General features: G+C 49.6%; 15 protein-coding genes and 1 other RNA gene. 8 read left to right on the plus strand and 8 right to left on the minus strand.

Annotation, left to right across the window (positions count from 1 at the left end; genetic code table 11):
* The first annotated feature begins 440 nt into the window (after nt 1–440).
* The 5 genes from CWM54_RS13450 to CWM54_RS13470 all read left to right on the plus strand — a co-directional run bounded on the left by CWM54_RS13450 (nt 441) and on the right by CWM54_RS13470 (nt 10439).
* Nucleotides 441–2750, plus strand: a complete 2310-nt coding sequence (locus CWM54_RS13450) for an AAA family ATPase (protein WP_100697449.1) — start codon at nt 441–443, stop codon at nt 2748–2750.
* Nucleotides 2747–4696: a UvrD-helicase domain-containing protein gene (locus CWM54_RS13455; RefSeq protein ID WP_100697451.1), complete on the plus strand. Its 1950-nt coding sequence runs from the start codon at nt 2747–2749 to the stop codon at nt 4694–4696. The genes CWM54_RS13450 and CWM54_RS13455 overlap by 4 nt, the downstream gene beginning before the upstream one ends.
* Nucleotides 4697–4927: 231 nt before the next feature.
* A complete protein-coding gene (locus CWM54_RS13460) occupies nt 4928–7021 on the plus strand; it encodes a site-specific DNA-methyltransferase (RefSeq protein WP_100697453.1) in 2094 nt (697 codons plus the stop codon).
* Nucleotides 7022–7024: 3 nt separating this feature from the next.
* Nucleotides 7025–9622: a DEAD/DEAH box helicase gene (locus CWM54_RS13465; RefSeq protein WP_100697455.1), complete on the plus strand. Its 2598-nt coding sequence runs from the start codon at nt 7025–7027 to the stop codon at nt 9620–9622.
* The gene (locus CWM54_RS13470; protein WP_227521627.1) at nt 9609–10439 is read left to right on the plus strand and encodes an RES family NAD+ phosphorylase; all 831 of its coding nucleotides are present in this window, start codon (nt 9609–9611) and stop codon (nt 10437–10439) included. Before CWM54_RS13465 ends, CWM54_RS13470 begins: the two co-directional genes overlap by 14 nt.
* A gap of 234 nt (nt 10440–10673) precedes the next feature.
* Here the strand turns inward: CWM54_RS13470 and CWM54_RS13475 are convergent, their stop codons facing one another.
* The 4 genes from CWM54_RS13475 to smpB form a co-directional block, all read right to left on the minus strand.
* Nucleotides 10674–11156, minus strand: coding sequence for a GNAT family N-acetyltransferase (locus tag CWM54_RS13475; protein ID WP_100697457.1), 483 nt, complete (start codon nt 11154–11156; stop codon nt 10674–10676).
* Nucleotides 11157–11268: 112 nt separating this feature from the next.
* Nucleotides 11269–12510, minus strand: a complete 1242-nt coding sequence (locus CWM54_RS13480; protein WP_100697459.1) for an integrase — start codon at nt 12508–12510, stop codon at nt 11269–11271.
* A 203-nt stretch (nt 12511–12713) separates the two neighbouring features.
* Nucleotides 12714–13076, minus strand: a transfer-messenger RNA (tmRNA) gene (gene ssrA, locus CWM54_RS13485).
* A 143-nt stretch (nt 13077–13219) separates the two neighbouring features.
* Entirely contained in the window at nt 13220–13702 is a 483-nt protein-coding gene (gene smpB, locus CWM54_RS13490) for an SsrA-binding protein SmpB (RefSeq protein ID WP_002914164.1), read from the minus strand.
* A 149-nt stretch (nt 13703–13851) separates the two neighbouring features.
* On the opposite strand from smpB, the gene CWM54_RS13495 reads away from it, so the two are divergent.
* Complete coding sequence (locus CWM54_RS13495; protein WP_008806099.1) at nt 13852–14289, plus strand: type II toxin-antitoxin system RatA family toxin; 438 nt, start codon at nt 13852–13854, stop codon at nt 14287–14289.
* Nucleotides 14279–14569: an RnfH family protein gene (locus CWM54_RS13500; protein WP_100697461.1), complete on the plus strand. Its 291-nt coding sequence runs from the start codon at nt 14279–14281 to the stop codon at nt 14567–14569. The genes CWM54_RS13495 and CWM54_RS13500 overlap by 11 nt, the downstream gene beginning before the upstream one ends.
* Nucleotides 14570–14638: 69 nt before the next feature.
* Here CWM54_RS13500 and bamE read toward each other — a convergent pair whose 3' ends face one another.
* From bamE to nadK, 3 genes are all read right to left on the minus strand, one after another.
* Nucleotides 14639–14980, minus strand: coding sequence for an outer membrane protein assembly factor BamE (gene bamE, locus CWM54_RS13505; protein ID WP_008806098.1), 342 nt, complete (start codon nt 14978–14980; stop codon nt 14639–14641).
* A gap of 147 nt (nt 14981–15127) precedes the next feature.
* Nucleotides 15128–16789 (minus strand): DNA repair protein RecN, encoded by a 1662-nt coding sequence (gene recN, locus CWM54_RS13510; protein ID WP_100697463.1) that lies wholly within the window; start codon nt 16787–16789, stop codon nt 15128–15130.
* Nucleotides 16790–16875: 86 nt separating this feature from the next.
* Nucleotides 16876–17754, minus strand: a complete 879-nt coding sequence (gene nadK, locus CWM54_RS13515) for an NAD(+) kinase (RefSeq protein ID WP_002914158.1) — start codon at nt 17752–17754, stop codon at nt 16876–16878.
* Between the two features lie 125 nt (nt 17755–17879).
* Between nadK and grpE the strand changes: the two genes are divergently transcribed.
* On the plus strand, nt 17880–18470 hold the full coding sequence (gene grpE, locus CWM54_RS13525; RefSeq protein ID WP_100697465.1) for a nucleotide exchange factor GrpE: 591 nt from the start codon (nt 17880–17882) through the stop codon (nt 18468–18470).
* Nucleotides 18471–18590: 120 nt separating this feature from the next.
* On the opposite strand, the gene CWM54_RS13530 is transcribed toward grpE, so the two are convergent.
* Entirely contained in the window at nt 18591–19877 is a 1287-nt protein-coding gene (locus tag CWM54_RS13530; protein WP_061153620.1) for an HlyC/CorC family transporter, read from the minus strand.
* Nucleotides 19878–19879: the final 2 nt, after the last annotated feature.

Consider the following 19879-nt stretch of genomic DNA (forward strand, 5'->3'; position numbering starts at 1 on the left):
TAGGTGATTGTCTCATGTAAAACCTAACATATAGGAGGCTGCTATTAATAGTATTGTTAATTAATTAAGAGCGTTCATTCAGCAAAGAAATAATGAAGTAAAAATAAAAAAGTTGAAAAGCCATGAGTAGAAAAACCTATATGTTGACTGAGTTAGGACTACCCAAAAGGTTGCAGGTTTGGCTGAAAGTCGATTTATCTGTGAATGCTGCAGTTACAAGAGTGGTCAGCAGAGGGCAAAAGTAGTGTGATAATAGTCATTTAAAGCGTATTTACTGATGGGCATTTTTTAGCGGAGTGGTAAAATAAGTTGCCGTATCGACTCTCAGTCAACTCAATGATTCTTAGTTAAAAGGCTTAAGTTAGAAGGACTCGAGCTTACGGCGTGGCGCTAAGCTGCTACAGGTTGGCGCATCCCTATACGGATTGAGAGGAGCCACAATGTCAGCAGCAGACGCCACCACATCATTATCTGGGCAGATATCCCTTCGATTTGTTGAGCTTCGCCAGTTCCGCCGACTTGGTAAGGTCCAGCTTGAGGTTGATCCAAAGACTACTATTCTCGTCGGTGCTAATAATAGCGGCAAAACATCAATTCTGGCAGCGCTGCGCCATTTCCTCGCAGATGGTTCGCCATTTGGTGCTTTTGACATCAGTGTTTCTCAATGGCCAAAATTGCGGGAACTTGGAAGAGCTTGGGACGTATTAGAGGAAGATCCGTCCACTTCTGGCGCATCCGAAGGTGAATGGGGAGAGCAACTTGGAACCTTACTTTCGGCGATGCCAACGCTAGATCTATGGTTCGATGCTAAGGCTGGTATGTTCCACTATGTGTCCCCGTTCTTGTCAAAATTTAGTTGGAAGGGGGGCGGGGTAGGTGTCCGATTACGTCTGGAACCTGCTACAAATATTGAGGATCTGAAGCAGTTGGCTTGGAAGTATCACCTGGCGAGAATACCTGTGAAAGATATGGGCAAAGATTCGCTTGCATGGCCGATTGATCTTCTCGATTTTTGGTTGCGAGAACCTTCTTTACTCGGCCAGGTTCGGGCCTATAAGTTGGATGCAGATAATAATCCTTTGGACGGAATAAAGACCTATGTTAGCCAGATACTGGATGCTGACTCTAGCCCAATTGATCGTAAGCATCTGCAGAAACTAATAAAAGTAGACTTTGTGGCTGCACAGCGTGGCCTTGGTAGTGAGGAAGCTGATTCCCGATCTGCTTCTGGCCCCCATCGCATAGGTTTATTCTCTAATCAGCTTCTCAAATTTGCTCGACAGCATCTAAATGTGGCAGCAACAGGCCATGGGCACCGAGCTGACCTCATAAAAGCTGTTGCTGAGGCGCAGCAGGCGCTGGATAAAAAGATTCATGAGGCTATTGGACCATCGGTAGAAGAGGTTAAAGAGCTTGGGTACCCCGGCTTGCATGATCCCCAAGAGATTCGTTTCCGCACGCGCATACAGACAGCCGAATTACTCGACCATGGGACAGCTGTTCAATACAGTATGCAGAAGGATTCATTAGAAGAGCTTCTACCGGAATATTCCATTGGACTCGGTTATCAGAATTTACAGTCCCTTAGTTACCAACTAGTTTCTTTCAAAGCTGCTCGACTAAATCCTGAAAAGGGCGCTCCTGCACCTGTTCATCTGGTTATGATTGAGGAACCCGAGGCTCATTTGCACGTACAGGTACAACGTATTTTCCCGGGTAAGGCACATAAGTTAATCAGTCCTAACGGTAGCGATGAGTCTGGTCTTAAAAGCCAATTGATTATCAGTACTCATTCTAGTCATCTAGCACATGCTGAGAGTTTTGACCGGCTGCGTTATGTTCGCCGCATTGCTAAGAGTGAAGAACAAAACATGCCTGCCACTGAGGTGGTCAATCTTGGGCAAGTTTTTGGTGATGATAAAACGACCCGTCAATTCGCTGAGCGTTATTTTCGCGTTCAACACACAGATCTTTTATTTGCCAATGCTGCAATCTTTGTCGAGGGGGTTGCTGAGCGAATGCTCTTACCTCTTTTCATTGAAAGAGATTTTGCAATACTCAACAGTCGCTATCTGTCCTTCCTTGATATTGGAGGTAGCCATGCTCATCGGCTAAGGTCTCTCGTTGAAAGACTCCGTATTCCAACTGTAATTATTACTGATATCGATCCAGTTGAAGAAAGACCTGGTAAGCCTAAGAAAAATGGGGAGCCGACTACAACCTTGGTTGCTGTAGCTAATACAGGACAACCCGGGCTGCAATGTGGGAACCCGACTCTTCGCGGATGGCACCCTAAGCTGCAACAGCTTGAGGATTTCAAGAACCCGAAAGATGAGCATCTTGTCTGGAACGAAATTGCCGAATGTTCTGTACGTTTCGCATGGCAGTTGCCTGTAGCCGAGGCTGATAGTCAGTGGCCAAGTACTTTTGAGGATTCTCTCATACTAAGGAATATTCCTTGGCTTAAGGAGTTGATGAATGAAAAAGTCGATGACGAAGGCAAGCAAATCACACCGCCGAAAGGCGCGCTGGGCTCAGTAGCAAGACAGGTTGCTGAAAATGATAATATTCCAGAACTTCTCGCGGCTCTTCATAAATTAATGCATGGGTCTTTTAATAAAGGAGACTTTGCCGCAAGCATCTTTGAAATGGTCGCTGCGGAAGAGCCGATTGTCTGTCCTAAATATATCGTGGATGCATTGGAATGGCTCCAGACACAGCTTGAGCCAAGCAAGGAGGTGATGCCATGACTAACTCACCAATCCTTGACGGTAATGATCGCGATGCAGGGGTAGTAGAAGAGATTTGCGGCTATCTTACAGACATTCCACCTCGTAACTACTTCCTTTTTGCGGGGGCTGGTTCTGGTAAAACAAGAACATTGGTGGAAGTTTTACGTCGCCTTACGGGTGTGACCGAGCATGAGAAGGGGGGACAATTGGCACGGTCCCTGAAGATGTATGGGCGTTCGATTAGAGTGGTGACGTACACAAAGAATGCTGTCTCTGTAATCAACGGACGTCTTGGGGACAATAGCTTAGTCAGTGTGTCTACTATCCATTCATTTTGTTGGGAGTTAATTAATGGGTTCAACGATGATATTCGCGAGTCCCTTATAGCAGTAAAAGAAGCTCAACTCGCTAAAGAGACTGCAGAGGCACAAGCGAAACCGAAGGGTATTACTGCAGCAAAACAGCGTGACCTTGACGAAATCACGAATGAAATCGAGGATCTTCGGACAACTGAAGTATTCAAATACCATCCCGATCGCAATACATATGGGCCTGGCGCACTACCGCACAATTACGTACTCGATGCGACAGCTTGGTTGCTTCAAAATAAGCCAACACTCCAATCCATTCTCAAAGATCGACATCCAATCATACTGATTGATGAGTCGCAGGACACGATGAAAGGTGTACTGGACTCCTTGATGGTGCTTGCCAAAAAACGGGAGAGAGATTTGACTCTTGGTCTGCTGGGAGATCATCGACAACGAATTTATATGGATGGTCATGCCGATCTTCCAAGCATTGTTCCGGAAAGCTGGGCAACGCCTGAGTTACAAATGAATCATCGTAGTCAGCGGCGGATAGTCACACTGATTAATAAAATCTGGGAAACTGAACTGGAAGGCAGGACGCAACCAACAAAGGGTTCAGCACAACATCCCCGAACGGAAAAAGCTGGTGGAACGGTTCGGCTCTTCTTGGGGGATACATCACGAAGTCCAGAAGATAAAGTGCTTAGTGAACGCTGGTGCGCTGAGCGAATGTTTGAAATTAGTGGTTTGGCAGATTGGAATCAAGGGCAATATCAGTTGCTTGCGCTTGAGCATAAGCTTGTCGCCACTCGTGGCTCGTTTCTTGATGTTTATGAGGCAATGGTTCTGTTAGATCCTCATGCAGCAGCGCCATCTGGCAGTGGTGATAATAAGGGGCCTTCATCTGTACAAACATTGCTTAATGAACTGGCACACTTGGAAGCCTGTATAAGCAATGACGGGATTGTAAATGAGTACATGGCAACTGAGGTTTTTAGACGATATGGCAGGTTAGATAATATTCCTGAAGACTATGAAGCAAGAGCCGCACGTACTGACGAAATACTCAAGGCGGTAAATATATTTGCGGCGGCTTGCGCTAAACCAGAGTCAACGGTTGCTGATGTGTTAGCTCCAGTCTTGTGTGCAAGCTTGTTCGAGATAGATCATCGCCTTCATGAGGCTTATGCCGATAAGTCACCAACACCCCCAGCTCCTGGACGAGGTGAGGATGAGTCAAAACAAACAAGAATGCGCCGTGGATGGTGTGCACTGTTGGCTGCTCCATGGAAACAACTTAAGTGCTATCGGAGTTACCTTGCTGGGATTTCAGAGCTTGCAACACATCAGGTAGTTAAAGGCTCTGAGTTCAAGCATGTTATGGTTGTAATGGATGATGAGCTTGCCGGAGGGTTCCTCATTAAATACGACAAGATTTTTGGTGGTACGGAGTTAAGTCCAACAGATAAAAAGAATGCAGAGTCTGGTAAGGAGACAACAATCGACCGGACGTTACGTTTGCTGTACGTGACTTGTAGCAGGGCGCAAGAATCGCTCGCCTTAGTGCTTTGGTCGTCCGATCCAGCTGCAGCAATGGCCAGAATTAAAGAAAGTCAATGGTTTAATGAAGAAGAAGTGCAGTTCATACCTTAGCATCACTTAGTCGTTCACAATGTCATCCGTTTTTGGGGGTCGTCGGTATTGATGATGGATGTTAACATTACTCTAAATTTTCAGTGCATTAGTTGTATAGGTTATTGAACGTAGAGGTAAAGTCTTCCCCAACTGATGATTTGAAACTGAATCAGCATGCTGCAGGGCTTATGGCGCATGGTTCAAGCGCATCGTCAATAACAAGATACACAATAGAGAGAAAAAATTTCAGTGTCCAGACTGACTGATTTGCTTGCTAAAGCAAAAGCTAAAGACCCGGTATTAGGGGCTGAACTAGATCGAGAGTTCAAAATTTTGTCGTCGCGCCTTCCATTCGGACTAAATTTTGAGCGGCACAGCCCTGAAGCTGTTGAGTTACCATTGCGACCTGTCCGAAAAGGTGACAAGGTGCGTATTCTACCGGAGCGTGGAGCGGTCAAGAAAGGTGACCAGCGGCTTTGGCAGGTAAAAAGCATTAATAAGGCTAAGATGGTTGCTGTTTTAGAATTAACTGGGGCTGCAGAGAACGATACACAGACAGTCATGCTTGAGGACTTGGTAGTGGTGGCGGAGTCTCGTGACATTATCTATCCTGGTCTTGTTAGTACAGGTAAGGTATTGCGCGGAGGGGAGAAACCATTCCACACTGTCATTAATGGTGAGAATTACCATGCCCTTAAGGCATTAACATATACACATCGAGGCTGTGTTGATGCTATCTACATTGACCCACCATATAATACTGGGGCAAAGGATTGGAAATATAATAATGATTATGTAGAAGCTGATGACCTTTACCGCCACAGTAAATGGTTGGCGATGATGGAGCGTCGCTTGTTGATTGCACACCAGCTCCTTAATCCAGCAGATTCAGTACTAATCGTTACTATTGACGAGAAGGAATATCTACGATTGGGTTTACTACTGGAACAAATTTTTCCAGAAGCACGGATCCAAATGGTATCGATCACTACAAATCCAAAAGGAGCTTCTCGCCCTGATATGTTTGCTAGGGTAGATGAGTTTGCTTATTTTGTTTTGATTGGTAATTCCAGCGTTTCTGGAATTACAGTAAATGATTCGCAGGGACAGCCAGTTCGTTGGCCATATTTACGTCGTTCAGATGAGCAATCGACTAGAGGACACCGACCTCGACAATTTTATCCGGTATTTGTCGATCCGAAAACCTCGAAGATTGTTGGTGTAGGTGAGCCTTTAGCTCATGATGTATCACGAGAAAGCATCAAGCCACCTCCCGGTGTTGTTGCAGTATTTCCTGTTCGCGACGATGGGGTCGAGATGGAATGGGGGCTTACCGGGCCCAGTCTGATGCGCGCTGTGCGTGGCGGTTTCGCTCGTGCAAATCGTACAAATTCTCTCCAGCCATATGCGATTTCCTACCTTACCGCTCCAGCGATTAGTAAAGTCGAGTCTGGCGAGTACATCGTATCTGGACTTCGAGAGGATGGAACAAAAATTGTTATTGCGCCAAGTGGCAAAACTACTCGACCGACAACCGTATGGGCTGAAAGTCGGCATAGTGCTCCCGATCACGGAAAGAAAGTACTAGGAGCGCTTATTCCTGCAAGGACGTTCCCTTTTCCAAAATCATTGTATGCCGTTGAAGATTCGTTGCGTCTTTTTGTGGCGAACAAAAAAGATGCAATCGTCCTGGATTTTTTCTCTGGCTCAGGTACCACCGCTCACGCGGTGATGCGCCTTAATAAGCAGGATGGAGGCAGTCGTCAATGTATTTGTATTACTAACAATGAAGTTAGTGCAGATGAGCAAAAAATACTATTAGCCAAGAAATTGCGTCCTGGTGATGTAGAGTGGGAAAAATTTGGTATCTGTGATTACATCACTAAACCTCGAGTAGCCGCCGCGATAACAGGTAAGACGCCTGAGGGCAATAAAGTCGTGGGTGATTACAAATTTATCGATGAATTTCCTATGTCCGAGGGTTTTGAAGAGAATGCTGAGTTTTTTACTCTGACTTATGAAACTCCTATATCAATAAGTTATAACTTGGCGTTCCACCGAATTGCTCCATTACTGTGGTTACGGGCGGGGGCGAGGGGAAGTCGTATCGAAAATCTTCCAGACGAAGGTTGGGCTGTAGCGGATACTTATGGATTGCTAACTAATGTGGACGCTGTTACGCCATTTATTAAAGCATTAGGGAAGGAGCTAAATATTGCTTATATCGTTACTAACGATGACCGCCGTTTTCAAGCCATTGCAAAACGTTTACCTGATGGTATTGAGGCTGTGCGCTTATATGAATCGTATCTAAACAATTTTAGCTTCAGTAATGGGGATTAACGGATGAAGTTCACACTCAAAGACTATCAACGCGATGCTATCCGTGATTCCTTGAACAACCTGAATAAGGCTCGGCGCTTGTGGCACAGGGATTCAGATAAGACAGCCTTCTCTTTGACTGCAGTAACTGGCGCGGGCAAGACAGTTATGGCTGCAGCCACTTTTGAGGCTCTTTTCCATGGTGACGATGATTTCAATTTTGATGCCGACCCCGGCGCAGTTGTAATCTGGTTTAGCGACGATCCATTATTGAACGAGCAGACTCGCTTTCGCTTCATCGAGGCCAGCGATCGCATCAACTATACTGACCTCGTAGTTGTGGGAAATACTTTCAGCAGACCGAAATTTCAGGCGGGAAAAATTTATTTTCTTAACACTCAGAAGTTGAGTAAGAACAGTTTGCTGGTGCGTGGTTACGATCCTGAGGAAATGTCGGCCAAAATTGATGCAACATTCCCTGAAATGAGACCTGACCTGCGAGCCTATACGATTTGGGACACGATTCAAAATACCATTGAAGACCCTGATTTGACGCTTTATCTTGTGTTGGATGAGGCGCATAGAGGCATGGGCCTCCAGACTGCGGCCAGTCAGAATGTCAAGAGCACTATCGTCCAGCGCCTTATCAATGGTGTGGGCAGTGTGCCCGGTATTCCTGTGGTATGGGGAATATCCGCCACGGTCGAACGTTTCAACAAGGCTATTGAGTCTGCAGGCAAGCATATAAAATTGCCGAATGTAGAAGTGGATGTATCCAAAGTTCAGGAGTCAGGCCTTATCAAAGATACTATCCTGCTGGAGATTCCCGAGAATGTTGGTGATTTCGATACAGTGCTAGTACGGCGTGCGACCGATAAATTGAAAGAATCCAGTTTGGCTTGGAGTGCATACTCCAGGCAGCAACAGGAAGCCCATATTGTTGTTCCATTAATGGTCTTGCAGGTTCCAAACACACCGGATCCAGATGAAATTGGGCGGGCTTTAGATATAATTTTCGAACGTTACCCGGAACTAACCTCTTCAAGTGTGGCGCATGTTTTCGGGGAGCGTACCACACAGCGATTTGGAAACCGTGACGTACTTTATATCGAGCCGCAGCGAGTTGAGGATTCGACGTGGGTACGGATATTGATTGCAAAGGATGCTATAAGTACAGGGTGGGACTGTCCTCGCGCCGAGGTAATGGTTTCTTTCCGTGCGGCCAGCGATAAGACTCACATCACGCAGTTGCTAGGGCGCCTTGTTCGTTCACCATTAGCTCGCCGCATCCCGGGCAATGATCGTTTGAATGCGGTGGATTGTCTATTGCCGAAATTCAACCGTAAGGCTGTTGAGCAAGTGGTTGACGAATTAACGAGTGGTAGCGAAGCCGCAACACCTGGTCGCGTTTTGACTGATTATATTGAAGTGCTGCCAAACCCGGTGGTTTCCTCTACTGTATGGGCAGTATTCGAGGCTTTACCGTCTCAAACACGTCCTCAACGAGGCGCTAAGCCAGCTGTTAGGTTGACTGCGTTAGCACATGAATTGGCCTCCGACGATATTTTGCCTAGTGCAGGCAAAATTGCACATTCTAAAATCCATTCCATCTTAGATAAATTTCAGTACGAAAATGAGGATAAAATAAACACCAAGCGTAGATCCGTGTTGGTTGTAGATGGAAAGACTGTGAAAGCAGACATGCTAGGACAAGGACGTAGCTTGGAGCAATTCTGGGAAGATGCGGACGTGGCAGTGATCGATGATGCATACCGCCGGGCTGCACGTATCTTTAGCCCATCTATTGCGCATTCGTATGTTGATCACCTAGCGAGTCAGGTTTCCGATCGCAAAGTTGATCCAGAAGCATTTCTTGAGGCTATTTTCGAAGCACGTGTAACAGTTGCTAGTTTGGGACTTGTAACGGAAGTGCAGCCTTATGTCGATTCCGAGGCCGAAAAGCTTGCGAAAGATTGGCTGTCAAAATATAACCAACAGATTAATATGTTAAGCGATGATCGCAGGGAGTCCTATCGGCAGATCATTGAAATGAGTACTGAACCACAGGATGTTGGATTGCTGAAGCCTGAGGCCCGCTATGAGGCGACTAAAGCGAACGAAAATGGAAATGTGAAAGTTCTGCCTGTCTGGGATGACCACCTGTTGTGTGGATTGGATGGAAAATACCCAACTGAGCTGAATGACTGGGAGCGGACGGTTGTTGAGACTGAATCTGGGAGATCTGGATTCTGTTACTGGTATCGTAACCCGCAACAACCAGGACAATCTTCGCTTGGCATAGCTTACGAAAAGGCTGGGCAATATGGAATTGTTCGTCCTGACTTTTTATTCTTTGCCGAACAGGATGGTTCTATCGCTGTCGACTTAGTTGATCCACATGGGCTGTATTTGAGTGACGCACTTGCTAAGTTACAGGGCTTGGCGCAATACGCCGCAAGCCATGCCAATGTATACCGCCGAATTGAGTCCATCGCGCAGATTAAGATGAACGGAAAATTGCGAGTTCTAGACTTGAAACGGCAGGAAGTACAAGACGCAATTGCTACGGCCCAAGATGCAGAGGCTTTATTCAGTAGTGGACTTGCTAATGACTATCAGTGAAAACGACTTGAACTGTAGACCTGAGTTTGCACACTGGGACAGTTATTCTCGATTCGCGCGCTACGTTAGTAGTGTCAATCGTTATATCTTAAGTGAAGAACAGAGAACATTCCTTAATACGGTTATTGCGACGATTAGGGGGCGTGACGGCGAGTTGAAAGAAGGGGATGTGTTCTATCGGGCACAGCTTGGGATAGATCAATGTGACAGGATCGATAGTGACGGCAACTGGATTGGCGAGGATATATGGGGTTTCGGAGCTTCACGTATGAAGCCTCTTACCGACCGAGCCAGAGAAGGACGTGCAAATTCCTCGGGTATCCCGGTCCTATATGTAGGAACGACAGTGAAGACCGCGATTTCCGAGGTGCGGCCTTGGATTGGTGCTGATGTGTCGGTTGCTGTCTGTCAGCTCTTGCGTCCATTGCGGACTCTTGAGCTTTCACTTGGACATGGCCAATCATCACTTTCTGGGCCTATATTAAGACACGTGCTGGGAGGACGAGAGCCAACAGCACAGGAGAAAGAGAAAGCCGTCTGGATTGATATAGATAACGCCTTTTCAACTCCTGTCACACACTCGGATGACCGTGCCGATTATGCGCCCACTCAGATACTGACTGAACTGTTTCGTAGTGTTGGCTATGATGCAATTGCATACAAGAGTCACTTTGGAGATAACGATAAGCAATTGGGATATAACATTGCGATCTTTGACCTAAGCGCTGTTGAAATTGTGAGTTGTGCCCCTTATCAGGTAAAAGCAATTCAGATTGAGTCGGAGCAGACAGGGAATGCTTGGTTCAAATCCTCTTAAACATAACCAATATAAAATGGTTGCTACGCTAGCGTTTTACTCATAGGCACTACCATTATCAGCGAGTAAAATAATGAAGTTGAAATCTCGCAGCAATTGAGGAGTGTTGAGCGGATGTTTTTATGTTCCGCTCATAATTCTAATATACTGATATTTTTACAGAATTTAATATTTTCGAAATTATATTGAATGCTAAATTGAGCATGAGAGATGTTCTTACCTCAAGCTACTAGGTTATTCCTTGACGTAAAGAATAAGAGAATGGTTTCCTCTCTTACTTTTGTAAGGTTTGCCAACTTTGGAAAAGCCAAATTTGTTAAATAAATACTGCATTGCTGTATTATTTTCACGCGTCGTGGCGAAGCATGATTTGTCAGTTAGTTGTTTGCAAATTAATTCCATCAAGATGTGCCCGTAACCTTTATTTCGTGCTATTTCTGCAACATATAGCCAGCCTAGCTCAAAGTCGTAATTGTCTTGTCCGGAAACACCAGACCTTTCAAAGGTCTTGGATTTATATGCTTTACTTGGGTTTTTGATAGCTCCAACTGCAAGAATTTGGTCGTCATTGTCGTAAATAAAAATAAGCAGTTCTGCGCGCAAAATCCGTTCTTGAAGTCCTGCCAATTCTACTTCTCCACCCTCGTTAACAAGTGCTTCAAATATTGCGATTTCTGCATCGTTACAACACTTAGGTTTTTTAATTAATTTTTTCATGATTATTACACCTTTTATAATGAATTAATCTTTTATCAATTTCAATATTGATTATAAATATTCCTAATTACAACATAGGGTTAATGAATAGCTCTGTTTTAGTACTATCGAATCATTCCACAAGCCGCATTCCTTTTATTCCATTTTCAATCATGCTTCTGCGGTCCGCGGCCATCACGAAATCAGTCCACCATTGCATCATTGGACGACGCTGCTCAAGATAGTCGCTGCGGTTGTAAGCACGACGTACCTCATTTTTGTCCACATGAGCCAATGCTGCTTCAATAACATCAGGCGGAAATCCTTGCTCATTGAGTGCCGTACTGGCGATAGAACGCAAGCCGTGAGATACGAGTACGCCTCCTAAACCAGCGCGCTTGAGTGCTGCATTCACTGTTTGGCTGTTCATCGGCTGGGTTGGTTTGATGCGACTGGGAAAGATAAACTCTCGGCCACCACTGAGAGACTTCATCATTTCCAGAATAGCGAGAGCTTCATCAGATAATGGAACCGTATGGTCCCGGTTCATCTTCATTCGAGCAGCAGGAATTTTCCATTCGCTAGCATCAAAATCGATCTCATCCCATCGAGCTTCAGCGGCTTCGGCAGGGCGGGTGATGGTGAGAAGCTGCCACATGAACAGACACCGCGTGGACACACTGATACTTGCCGTACGCATAGTCTGCATTAATTGTGGAAGTTGATCCGGGCGGATACTAGTCATGTTTTTCTTCTGCGGTTTCTCGAATGCTTTCCCGATGTTAACGCTGGGAACAGCATCAATTAGGCCTGTGTTCTGAGCATAAATCATGACTTCGTTAATACGCTGACAAAGGCGTCGGACAGTCTCTAATGCCCCTCTGGCCTGAACCGGCTGGACTGCTTTAACCAGAGTATGAGCCTTAATCTCAGTGACACTGATATCACCGATTGCTGGAAAAACATCTCTCTCAAGTGAACGCCAGATGTCGTCGGCATAGTCCTCTGTTACGCTGGCTTTCTTCACGTTCCACCAACGTTCGGCGACCAACAAGAAAGTGTTGGTTTTGGCCTCTTGTGAATTTCTGACCTGTTCTTTCTGATGTTCTTGGGGATCAATGTCTTTCGCTAGTAAAACTTTAGATTCGGCTCTGAGTTTACGTGCATCATAAAGCGAGACGGCAGGGTAGGCACCGAAGCTCTGTTTGGTTCTCTGCTTGGTTAGAGGGCGATAGTAACGGAACTGCCAGAGCTTACTACCGCTGGACTTGATTAGCAGAGTAAGCCCGTCACCATCATACAGCTGGTAATCGGCATCTTTAGGTTTGGCGGCTTTGATTTCCGTATCGGTTAACGGCTTGGTTTTTCTTGCCATGGGGAGTCTCCATGCGTATAGGCCCAACGAAAACAATAGAGCTTTTCGTTGGGCCTATCAATGGGCCTAAAAGGTTCGGATTTAATTAGTTCTCTTCGGACTTCGCGGGACAAATTGCAGGCACAAAAAAGCCCGCAGGGCTTGCGCCGTGCGGGCTCTTAGGACTTCATCGGATGACTCTGGTAATCACCGATGGAGAATTTTGGTGGAGCTGGCGGGAGTTGAACCCGCGTCCGAAATTCCTACATCCTCGGCACTACATGCTTAGTCAGTCTTTACATTCGCTTGCCAGCTGCGGACAGACACGCCACTAACAAACTAGCCTGATTAGATTTAACGCTTCAACCCCAGGCAGGGCATCCACGCGATCTCTTTTGGGTTTGACCTCTCTTTGATCCCCGTCTTAAGAGCGGAAGCTAGGGAGAGAGGGCTCAGAGCAGGGTATTAAGCTGCTAAAGCGTAGTTTTCGTCGTTTGCGACTATTTTTTGCGGCTTTTTACGAGGCCAACCGCCCCTCGGCATGCACCTTGGGTTTCGCAAATCCCGTCGAATCCAGAATCAGCCCCAATGTGTAGGTCAAGTATAACAGATTTGTGAATGTCGTTACCAGCCCCATTACGCAGGATTGTTTCAACGGGGTGGATGAAAAAGCAGCATCAACAAGGATATAGCGTAAGGGCCAGCGAGAGCTGGCCCTCAGGGGAGGGGGTTAGCGTCCGGCGTGCTTCATAATCCGCGCCTTATCCAGCGCCCATTCACGATCCTTCAGGTCGGTACGCTTGTCGTGCTGTTTCTTACCTTTGGCGACGCCGATTTTCACTTTGCACCAGGCGTTCTTCCAGTACAGTGACAGGGCGACGACAGTGTAACCTTCGCGGTTAATGCGGCCGTATAGCGTGTCCAGCTCACGCTGGTTAAGCAGCAGCTTACGAGTGCGCGTCGGGTCGCACACATAGTGGGTGGAAGCCACGGCCATAGGCGTAAAGTTGGCGCCGAACAGGAAGGCTTCGCCATCCTTCAGGATGACATAGCTATCGCCGATGTTGGCTTTGCCTGCACGCAGGGATTTGACTTCCCAGCCCTGCAGGGCGAGACCAGCCTCGTATTCATCTTCGATAAAGTATTCGTGACGGGCGCGTTTATTCAGCGCAATGGTGGCTGATCCAGGTTTGTGGGCTTTTTTCTTAGTCATAATGTCCTGAAGTCATCGTCTTATACACAGTTACCTCGATCGCATCCTGCGAGGTGTACTGCGCATCTTAGCACGAGTTGCGGCACAGCGTTTTTTTTAGCAGCAGATAAATGATATTATTTGCACTGTGTTTAAATGTGGAACCTGCTATGCCTCAGATTAGCCGTACTGCGCTGGTGCCTTTCAGCGCGGAACAGATGTATCAACTGGTAAACGATGTGAAGTCCTATCCTGATTTTCTGCCAGGCTGCACCGGTAGCCGCGTGCTGGAATTCGGGCCGACGCAAATGACGGCGGCGGTTGATGTGTCCAAAGCCGGCATCAGTAAGACCTTCACGACCCGGAATACACTGACCAGCAACCAGAGCATTTTAATGAGCCTGGTGGATGGCCCGTTCAAGAAACTGATTGGCGGCTGGAAGTTTATTCCGCTGAGCCCCGAGGCGTGCAAAATCGAGTTCCATCTCGATTTTGAGTTTACCAATAAGCTGATTGAGATGGCCTTTGGCCGGGTCTTCAAAGAGCTGGCCGCCAACATGGTGCAGGCGTTCACTTCGCGCGCCAAAGAGGTCTACAGTGCCAGCTAATATTCGTGTTGAAGTCGCCTACGCGCTGCCTGAAAAGCAGTATTTGCAGCGAGTCACCCTGGATGAGGGAGCGACGGTCGAGCAGGCGATTATCGCCAGCGGGCTATTGGTCTTGCGTGATGATATCGATCTGGCGAAGAACAAGCTGGGGATCTACAGTCGTCCGGTTAAGCTGCATGACGAAGTTCACGACGGCGACCGGGTAGAAATCTATCGCCCGCTTATCGCAGACCCGAAAGAGCTGCGTCGCCAGCGGGCAGAGAAAAGCGCTGCGAAGTAACCCGCAGCAGCAGACCGGCTATCAGTCATAAAAAAAGCGCTCACTGAGCGCTTTTTGCTTTTCCGGGCCTTACTGACTGGTCAGCGCGGGCTTGTTATCAATGTTAGTTAACACGCCGCCGCTGTTGAAGGTCAGGGTCAGGGTCTGCTGAGTCACTTTCTCGTGGCCTGGCTCCTGACGGAATACATAGAACCAGGTGTTGGTGCCGAACGGATCCGACATCATTGGCGTTCCGAGAGCATAAGCAACCTGCTGTTGCGTCATACCGACACGAATTTTTGCTACATCGTTAGGTGCCAGATAGTTACCCTGGTTGATGTCAGGACGGTAAACCACTCGTTCCAGAGTGGAACAGCCTGCGGTCAACATAAGAAGAACCGCTGCGGCAGCAGTCAGCGTTTTACAGCGCATAGTGATTTGATTCCTTTTTGGGCCCGAGCAGTACGTGGCTCATCTGTAATATGCCGATAATAATAGACCTTCGCGCCGATGGAAACCTCCGGCTGCAGGTCAGCAGGCAATTTGCTGTTCACTATGACCCTGTGAAAATCAAAAAGTTTACGCCGCAAGCAACTCTTTCGCGTTCGCCAGGGTGTTGCGCGTGACCTCGCTGCCGCCCAGCAGACGAGCCAGCTCCTGTAGACGAGCGCGCTTATCCAGCGGCTGCATATGGGTTTCGGTCATCTCGCCATCGGTCTCTTTGCAGACAAAGAAATGATGGTGGCCGCAGCCCGCAACCTGCGGCAGGTGGGTCACACACATCACCTGCGTGGACTCGCCCAGCTGGCGCAGCAGCTTGCCGACCACGGCGGCGGTCGGACCGCTGATGCCGACGTCCACTTCGTCGAAGATTAGCGCCGGGGTTTCCATTTTACGCGCGGTGATCACCTGAATCGCCAGTGCAATGCGCGACAGTTCGCCGCCGGAGGCCACTTTGGCGATCGGCTGCAGCGGCTGACCCGGGTTAGTGGTGACACGGAACTCAATATGGTCGGCGCCGTCGGCGGTCAGATGGCGTTCATCGAAAGCGACCTCAATCGCGAAGACCCCGTGTGGCATCGAAAGTGAGTGCATACTCTCGGTGATAAGCTGGGTCAGCTCGTCGGCGCTGGCCTGGCGCAGGGCGTGCAGCTGGCGCGCGGTCTCCAGCGCCAGCTGATGATGTTCGACCACCTGCTGGCTGAGGGATTCCAGCGAGCCGGCGCTGTCGTCCAGCAGGCGCTGCTCTTCCAGCATCGCCTGATAAACCGCCGGCAGCTCTTCCGGCATCACCTGATGTTTACGCGCCAGCGCGATTTGCCGGGAAATCCGCTGCTCAAGTTCGAACAGACGGTTCGGATCGAGATCCAGACGGTCGTGATAGTGGCGCAACTCGTCGCTGGCCTCGCTGAGCTGAATGGCTGCCTCTTCCAGCATATCCAGGACGCCGGAGAGCTTGCTGTCCATACCCACCAGCTCGCTGACCAGCTGCTTCGCGGTATAAAGCTGGCTCTGCAGATTGGCCTCTTCGCCGTCCGCCAGTACCGTCAGGGCGTGCTGGCAGGTGCTGAGCAACTGCCCGCTGTTGGCCAGGCGCTTGTACTCTTCGTCAATCTGCTCAAACTCGCCCGCCAGCGGGTTAAATTCGTTCAGCTCTTTAAGCTGATACTGCAGTAGATCGGCGCGGGCGGCGCGCTCCTGGCTCTGCTGCTGGTGTTGAGCCAGCTCGCGGCAACTCTGGTGCCACTGACGGTAATGCTCGGCCATACGCTGAGTAAGCGCATACTCACCGGTATAGCCGTCGAGTAGCGTTTTCTGGTGTTCGGGTTTAGTTAACAGCTGGTGCGCATGCTGGCCGTGGATCTGGATCAGCAGCTGGCCCAGCTCGCGCAGCTGCGAGAGCGGGACGGCGGTGCCGTTGATAAAGCCGCGCGAGCGACCGTCAGTGCTGATCACCCGGCGAAGTAAACACTCACGCCCGCTCTCCAGCTGGTTCTCTTCCAGCCAGCGCTGGGCGGCCGGGGTATCTTTCAGCGCGAAGCGCGCGCACAGGTCGGCACGGGTGGCGCCGCGACGCACCATGTCGGCTTCCGCTCTGCCGCCGAGGCACAGCCCCAGCGCGTCGATGGCAATGGATTTCCCGGCGCCGGTTTCCCCGGTGATAGCGGTCATGCCGCTGTGGAAATCAATTTCCAGTTCACGAACGATAGCAAAATTACTGATGGTGAGTTGCGCCAACATAGCTGCCTTCCTGTATGAAAAACCAATACTGTGTTTTCGTACAGTATAGACTGGTTTTTTATCCAGTAAAGAGGCAGCGATGTAAATCAGAACAATTTTTTCGACCAGCCGAGCTTGGTGCTTAATGTATTGAAATAGCTGTAATCTTTAGGGTGAATCAGATTGAGGTGATAATCACAGCGGCGAATGAGAACGTCTTCGCCATCCTGGATCGGCAGGGCAATCTGGCTGTCGCAGCTGATCTCCAGATCGCTGCAGCGATGAGAGAAGCGCAGACGGATGGTGCTGTCGCCGTTGATCACCAGCGGTCGCGCTGAAAGGGTATGCGGGAACATCGGCACCAGGGTGATGGCGTCCAGCGACGGCGTGAGGATCGGGCCGCCGGCCGACAGCGAATAGGCCGTGGAGCCGGTCGGGGTGGAGATTATCAGGCCATCAGAGCGCTGAGAGAACGCAAAGACTTCGTCGATATAGACTTCGAACTCAATCATATGCGCCACTTTGCCCGGGTGCAGCACCACTTCGTTGATGGCGGTGCTGATGCGTTTCTGGCAATCCTGCTGGCACACCTGGGCCTCCAGCAGAAAGCGTTTCTCGGCGATGTAGTGGCCTTCCAGCACGTCGGCGAGCTGCTGCAGGGCGTTGTCCGGGTCAAGGTCGGTGAGAAAGCCGAGGTTGCCGCGGTTAATGCCGATGACGTTAATGTCATACCGGGCCAGGGTCCGCGCCGCGCCGAGCATATTGCCGTCGCCGCCCACCACCACCGCGAGGTCGGCCTGTTGACCAATCTCCGCCAGCGTGCCGGTTTTCACGTTGCTGAGCTGAAGTTCATGGGCGATCTGCTGTTCAACCAGCACTTCATACCCTTTGCTGCACAGCCAGCGCCAGAGCATTTCATGTGTGGTCAGGGCGGTGGGGTGACGAGGATGTCCCACAATGCCGATACACTTGAAATGGTTCTTCATGATCTGGATGTCCTTGCGTTAAATGAAATAGTGACAATCTGTCCGCTTCCCTTGAAACCCGGAAACTGATCCCCATAATAAGCGAAGTTAGCGAGATGAATGCGAAAAAAAACGCGGAGAAATTCATGAGTAGTAAAGAACAGAAAACGCCTGAGGGGCAAGCCCCGGAAGAAATTATCACGGAGCAGCACGACGACGTTGAGGCAATAGAGCCTGAAGTTTCGGCTGAGCAGGTGGATCCGCGCGATGAAAAAATTGCGAATCTGGAAGCCCAGCTGGCTGAAGCGCAGAAACGTGAACGTGAAGTGATGCTGCGTGCCAAAGCCGACGAAGATAACCTGCGTCGCCGTACCGAGCAGGATATCGAGAAAGCGCACAAATTCGCGCTGGAAAAATTCGTCAATGAACTGCTGCCGGTGATCGACAGCCTGGACCGCGCGCTGGAAGTGGCCGACAAGGCTAATCCGGACCTGGCGCCGATGGTGGAAGGGATCGAACTGACCCTGAAATCCATGCTGGACGTGGTGCGTAAGTTCGGCGTGGAAGTGATCGCCGACACCAACGTTCCGCTGGATCCGAACGTCCACCAGGCCATTGCGATGGTCGAATCTGAAGACGTGGCGGCGGGCAACGTGCTGGCCGTGATGCAGAAAGGTTATACCCTGAACGGCCGTACTATTCGCGCCGCGATGGTGACGGTAGCGAAAGCGAAATAACGTCTGCTGCATTGCTCAACGGCTGCCCGCGGGCGGCCGTTTTTTTATGCCACCGCTCCCGGCGCGAGATAAAAAAACGGCGGGCCGCAGCCCGCCGTGATGTTAATTCCTTCGCTCGCGCTACTCCGCGACGCTCTCGCGTAATGATTTCACCGGCATCACTTTCACCTGTTTGATCATGTTGTCCTGCACGTCGAGGATATCTATATCGTACTGCTCAATGCGCACGCGGGTGCCCGGGACCGGGATCTCTTCCAGCGCTTCGAGGATGATACCGTTGACGGTGCGCGCTTCATCTTCCGGCAGGTGCCAGTTAAACGCTTTGTTGATTTCGCGAACGTTGGCGCTGCCGTCGATAATCACCGTGCCATCGTTAAGCGGGGTCACTTCCTCCGCCAGGGTGGGTGACATAGAGGTGGTGAAGTCGCCGACAATCTCTTCAAGAATATCTTCGACGGTGACCAGCCCCTGAATATCGCCGTATTCATCGACCACCAGACCGACTTTCTTTTTATTGCGCTGAAATTTCACCAGCTGGGTGCTGAGCGGCGTCCCTTCCGGAACAAAGTAGATCTCATCTGCCGCCCGCAGCATGATCTCTTTTGTGAACTCTTTCTTCTCCGTCATCAGACGGTAGGCTTCGCGAACACGCAGCATGCTGATGGCATCGTCCAGTGAATCGCGGTAGAGCACGATGCGGCCATGCGGCGAGTGGGTCAGCTGGCGGACGATAGATTTCCAGTCATCATTGATGTCGATGCCGACAATCTCGTTGCGCGGCACCATGATGTCGTTAACGCTGACTTTTTCCAGATCCAGGACCGACAGCAGCATATCCTGGTTGCGCCGTGAGATTTGTGAACGGGATTCATTCACAATCGTGCGCAGTTCATCTTTGCTCAGGGCGCTACTGATGACGGTATCGGTGCGGATGCCCATCATGCGCATCAACATGCGGGTGATGGTATTCAGCAACCACACCAGCGGCATCATCAGCACCTGCAGCGGCGCCAGCAGGAAGCTGCTGGGGTAGGCGACCTTTTCCGGATAGAGGGCGGCGATGGTCTTCGGCAGCACTTCGGCAAATACCAGCACCACAAAGGTGAGCACGCCGGTGGCGATCGCAACGCCGGCGTCGCCGTACAGGCGCATGCCGACGATGGTGCCCAGCGCCGAGGCGAGAATGTTGACAAGGTTATTGCCGATGAGCACGAGGCTAATCAGGCGGTCCGGCTTGCGCAGCAGCTTCTCCACGCGCTTAGCCTGGCGGTTGCCTTGTTTCGCCATATGACGCAGCCGGTAGCGGTTCAGCGTCATCATGCCGGTTTCGGAGCCGGAGAAATAGGCAGAGATAATCACCATGACGATCAGTGTTATGATCAGCGTGGTGGTGGAGATATGTTCCACGT

The sequence above is a fragment of the Klebsiella sp. D-Nf1 genome (genome assembly GCF_002810515.1).
GTDB classification, from domain to species: domain Bacteria; phylum Pseudomonadota; class Gammaproteobacteria; order Enterobacterales; family Enterobacteriaceae; genus Klebsiella; species Klebsiella variicola.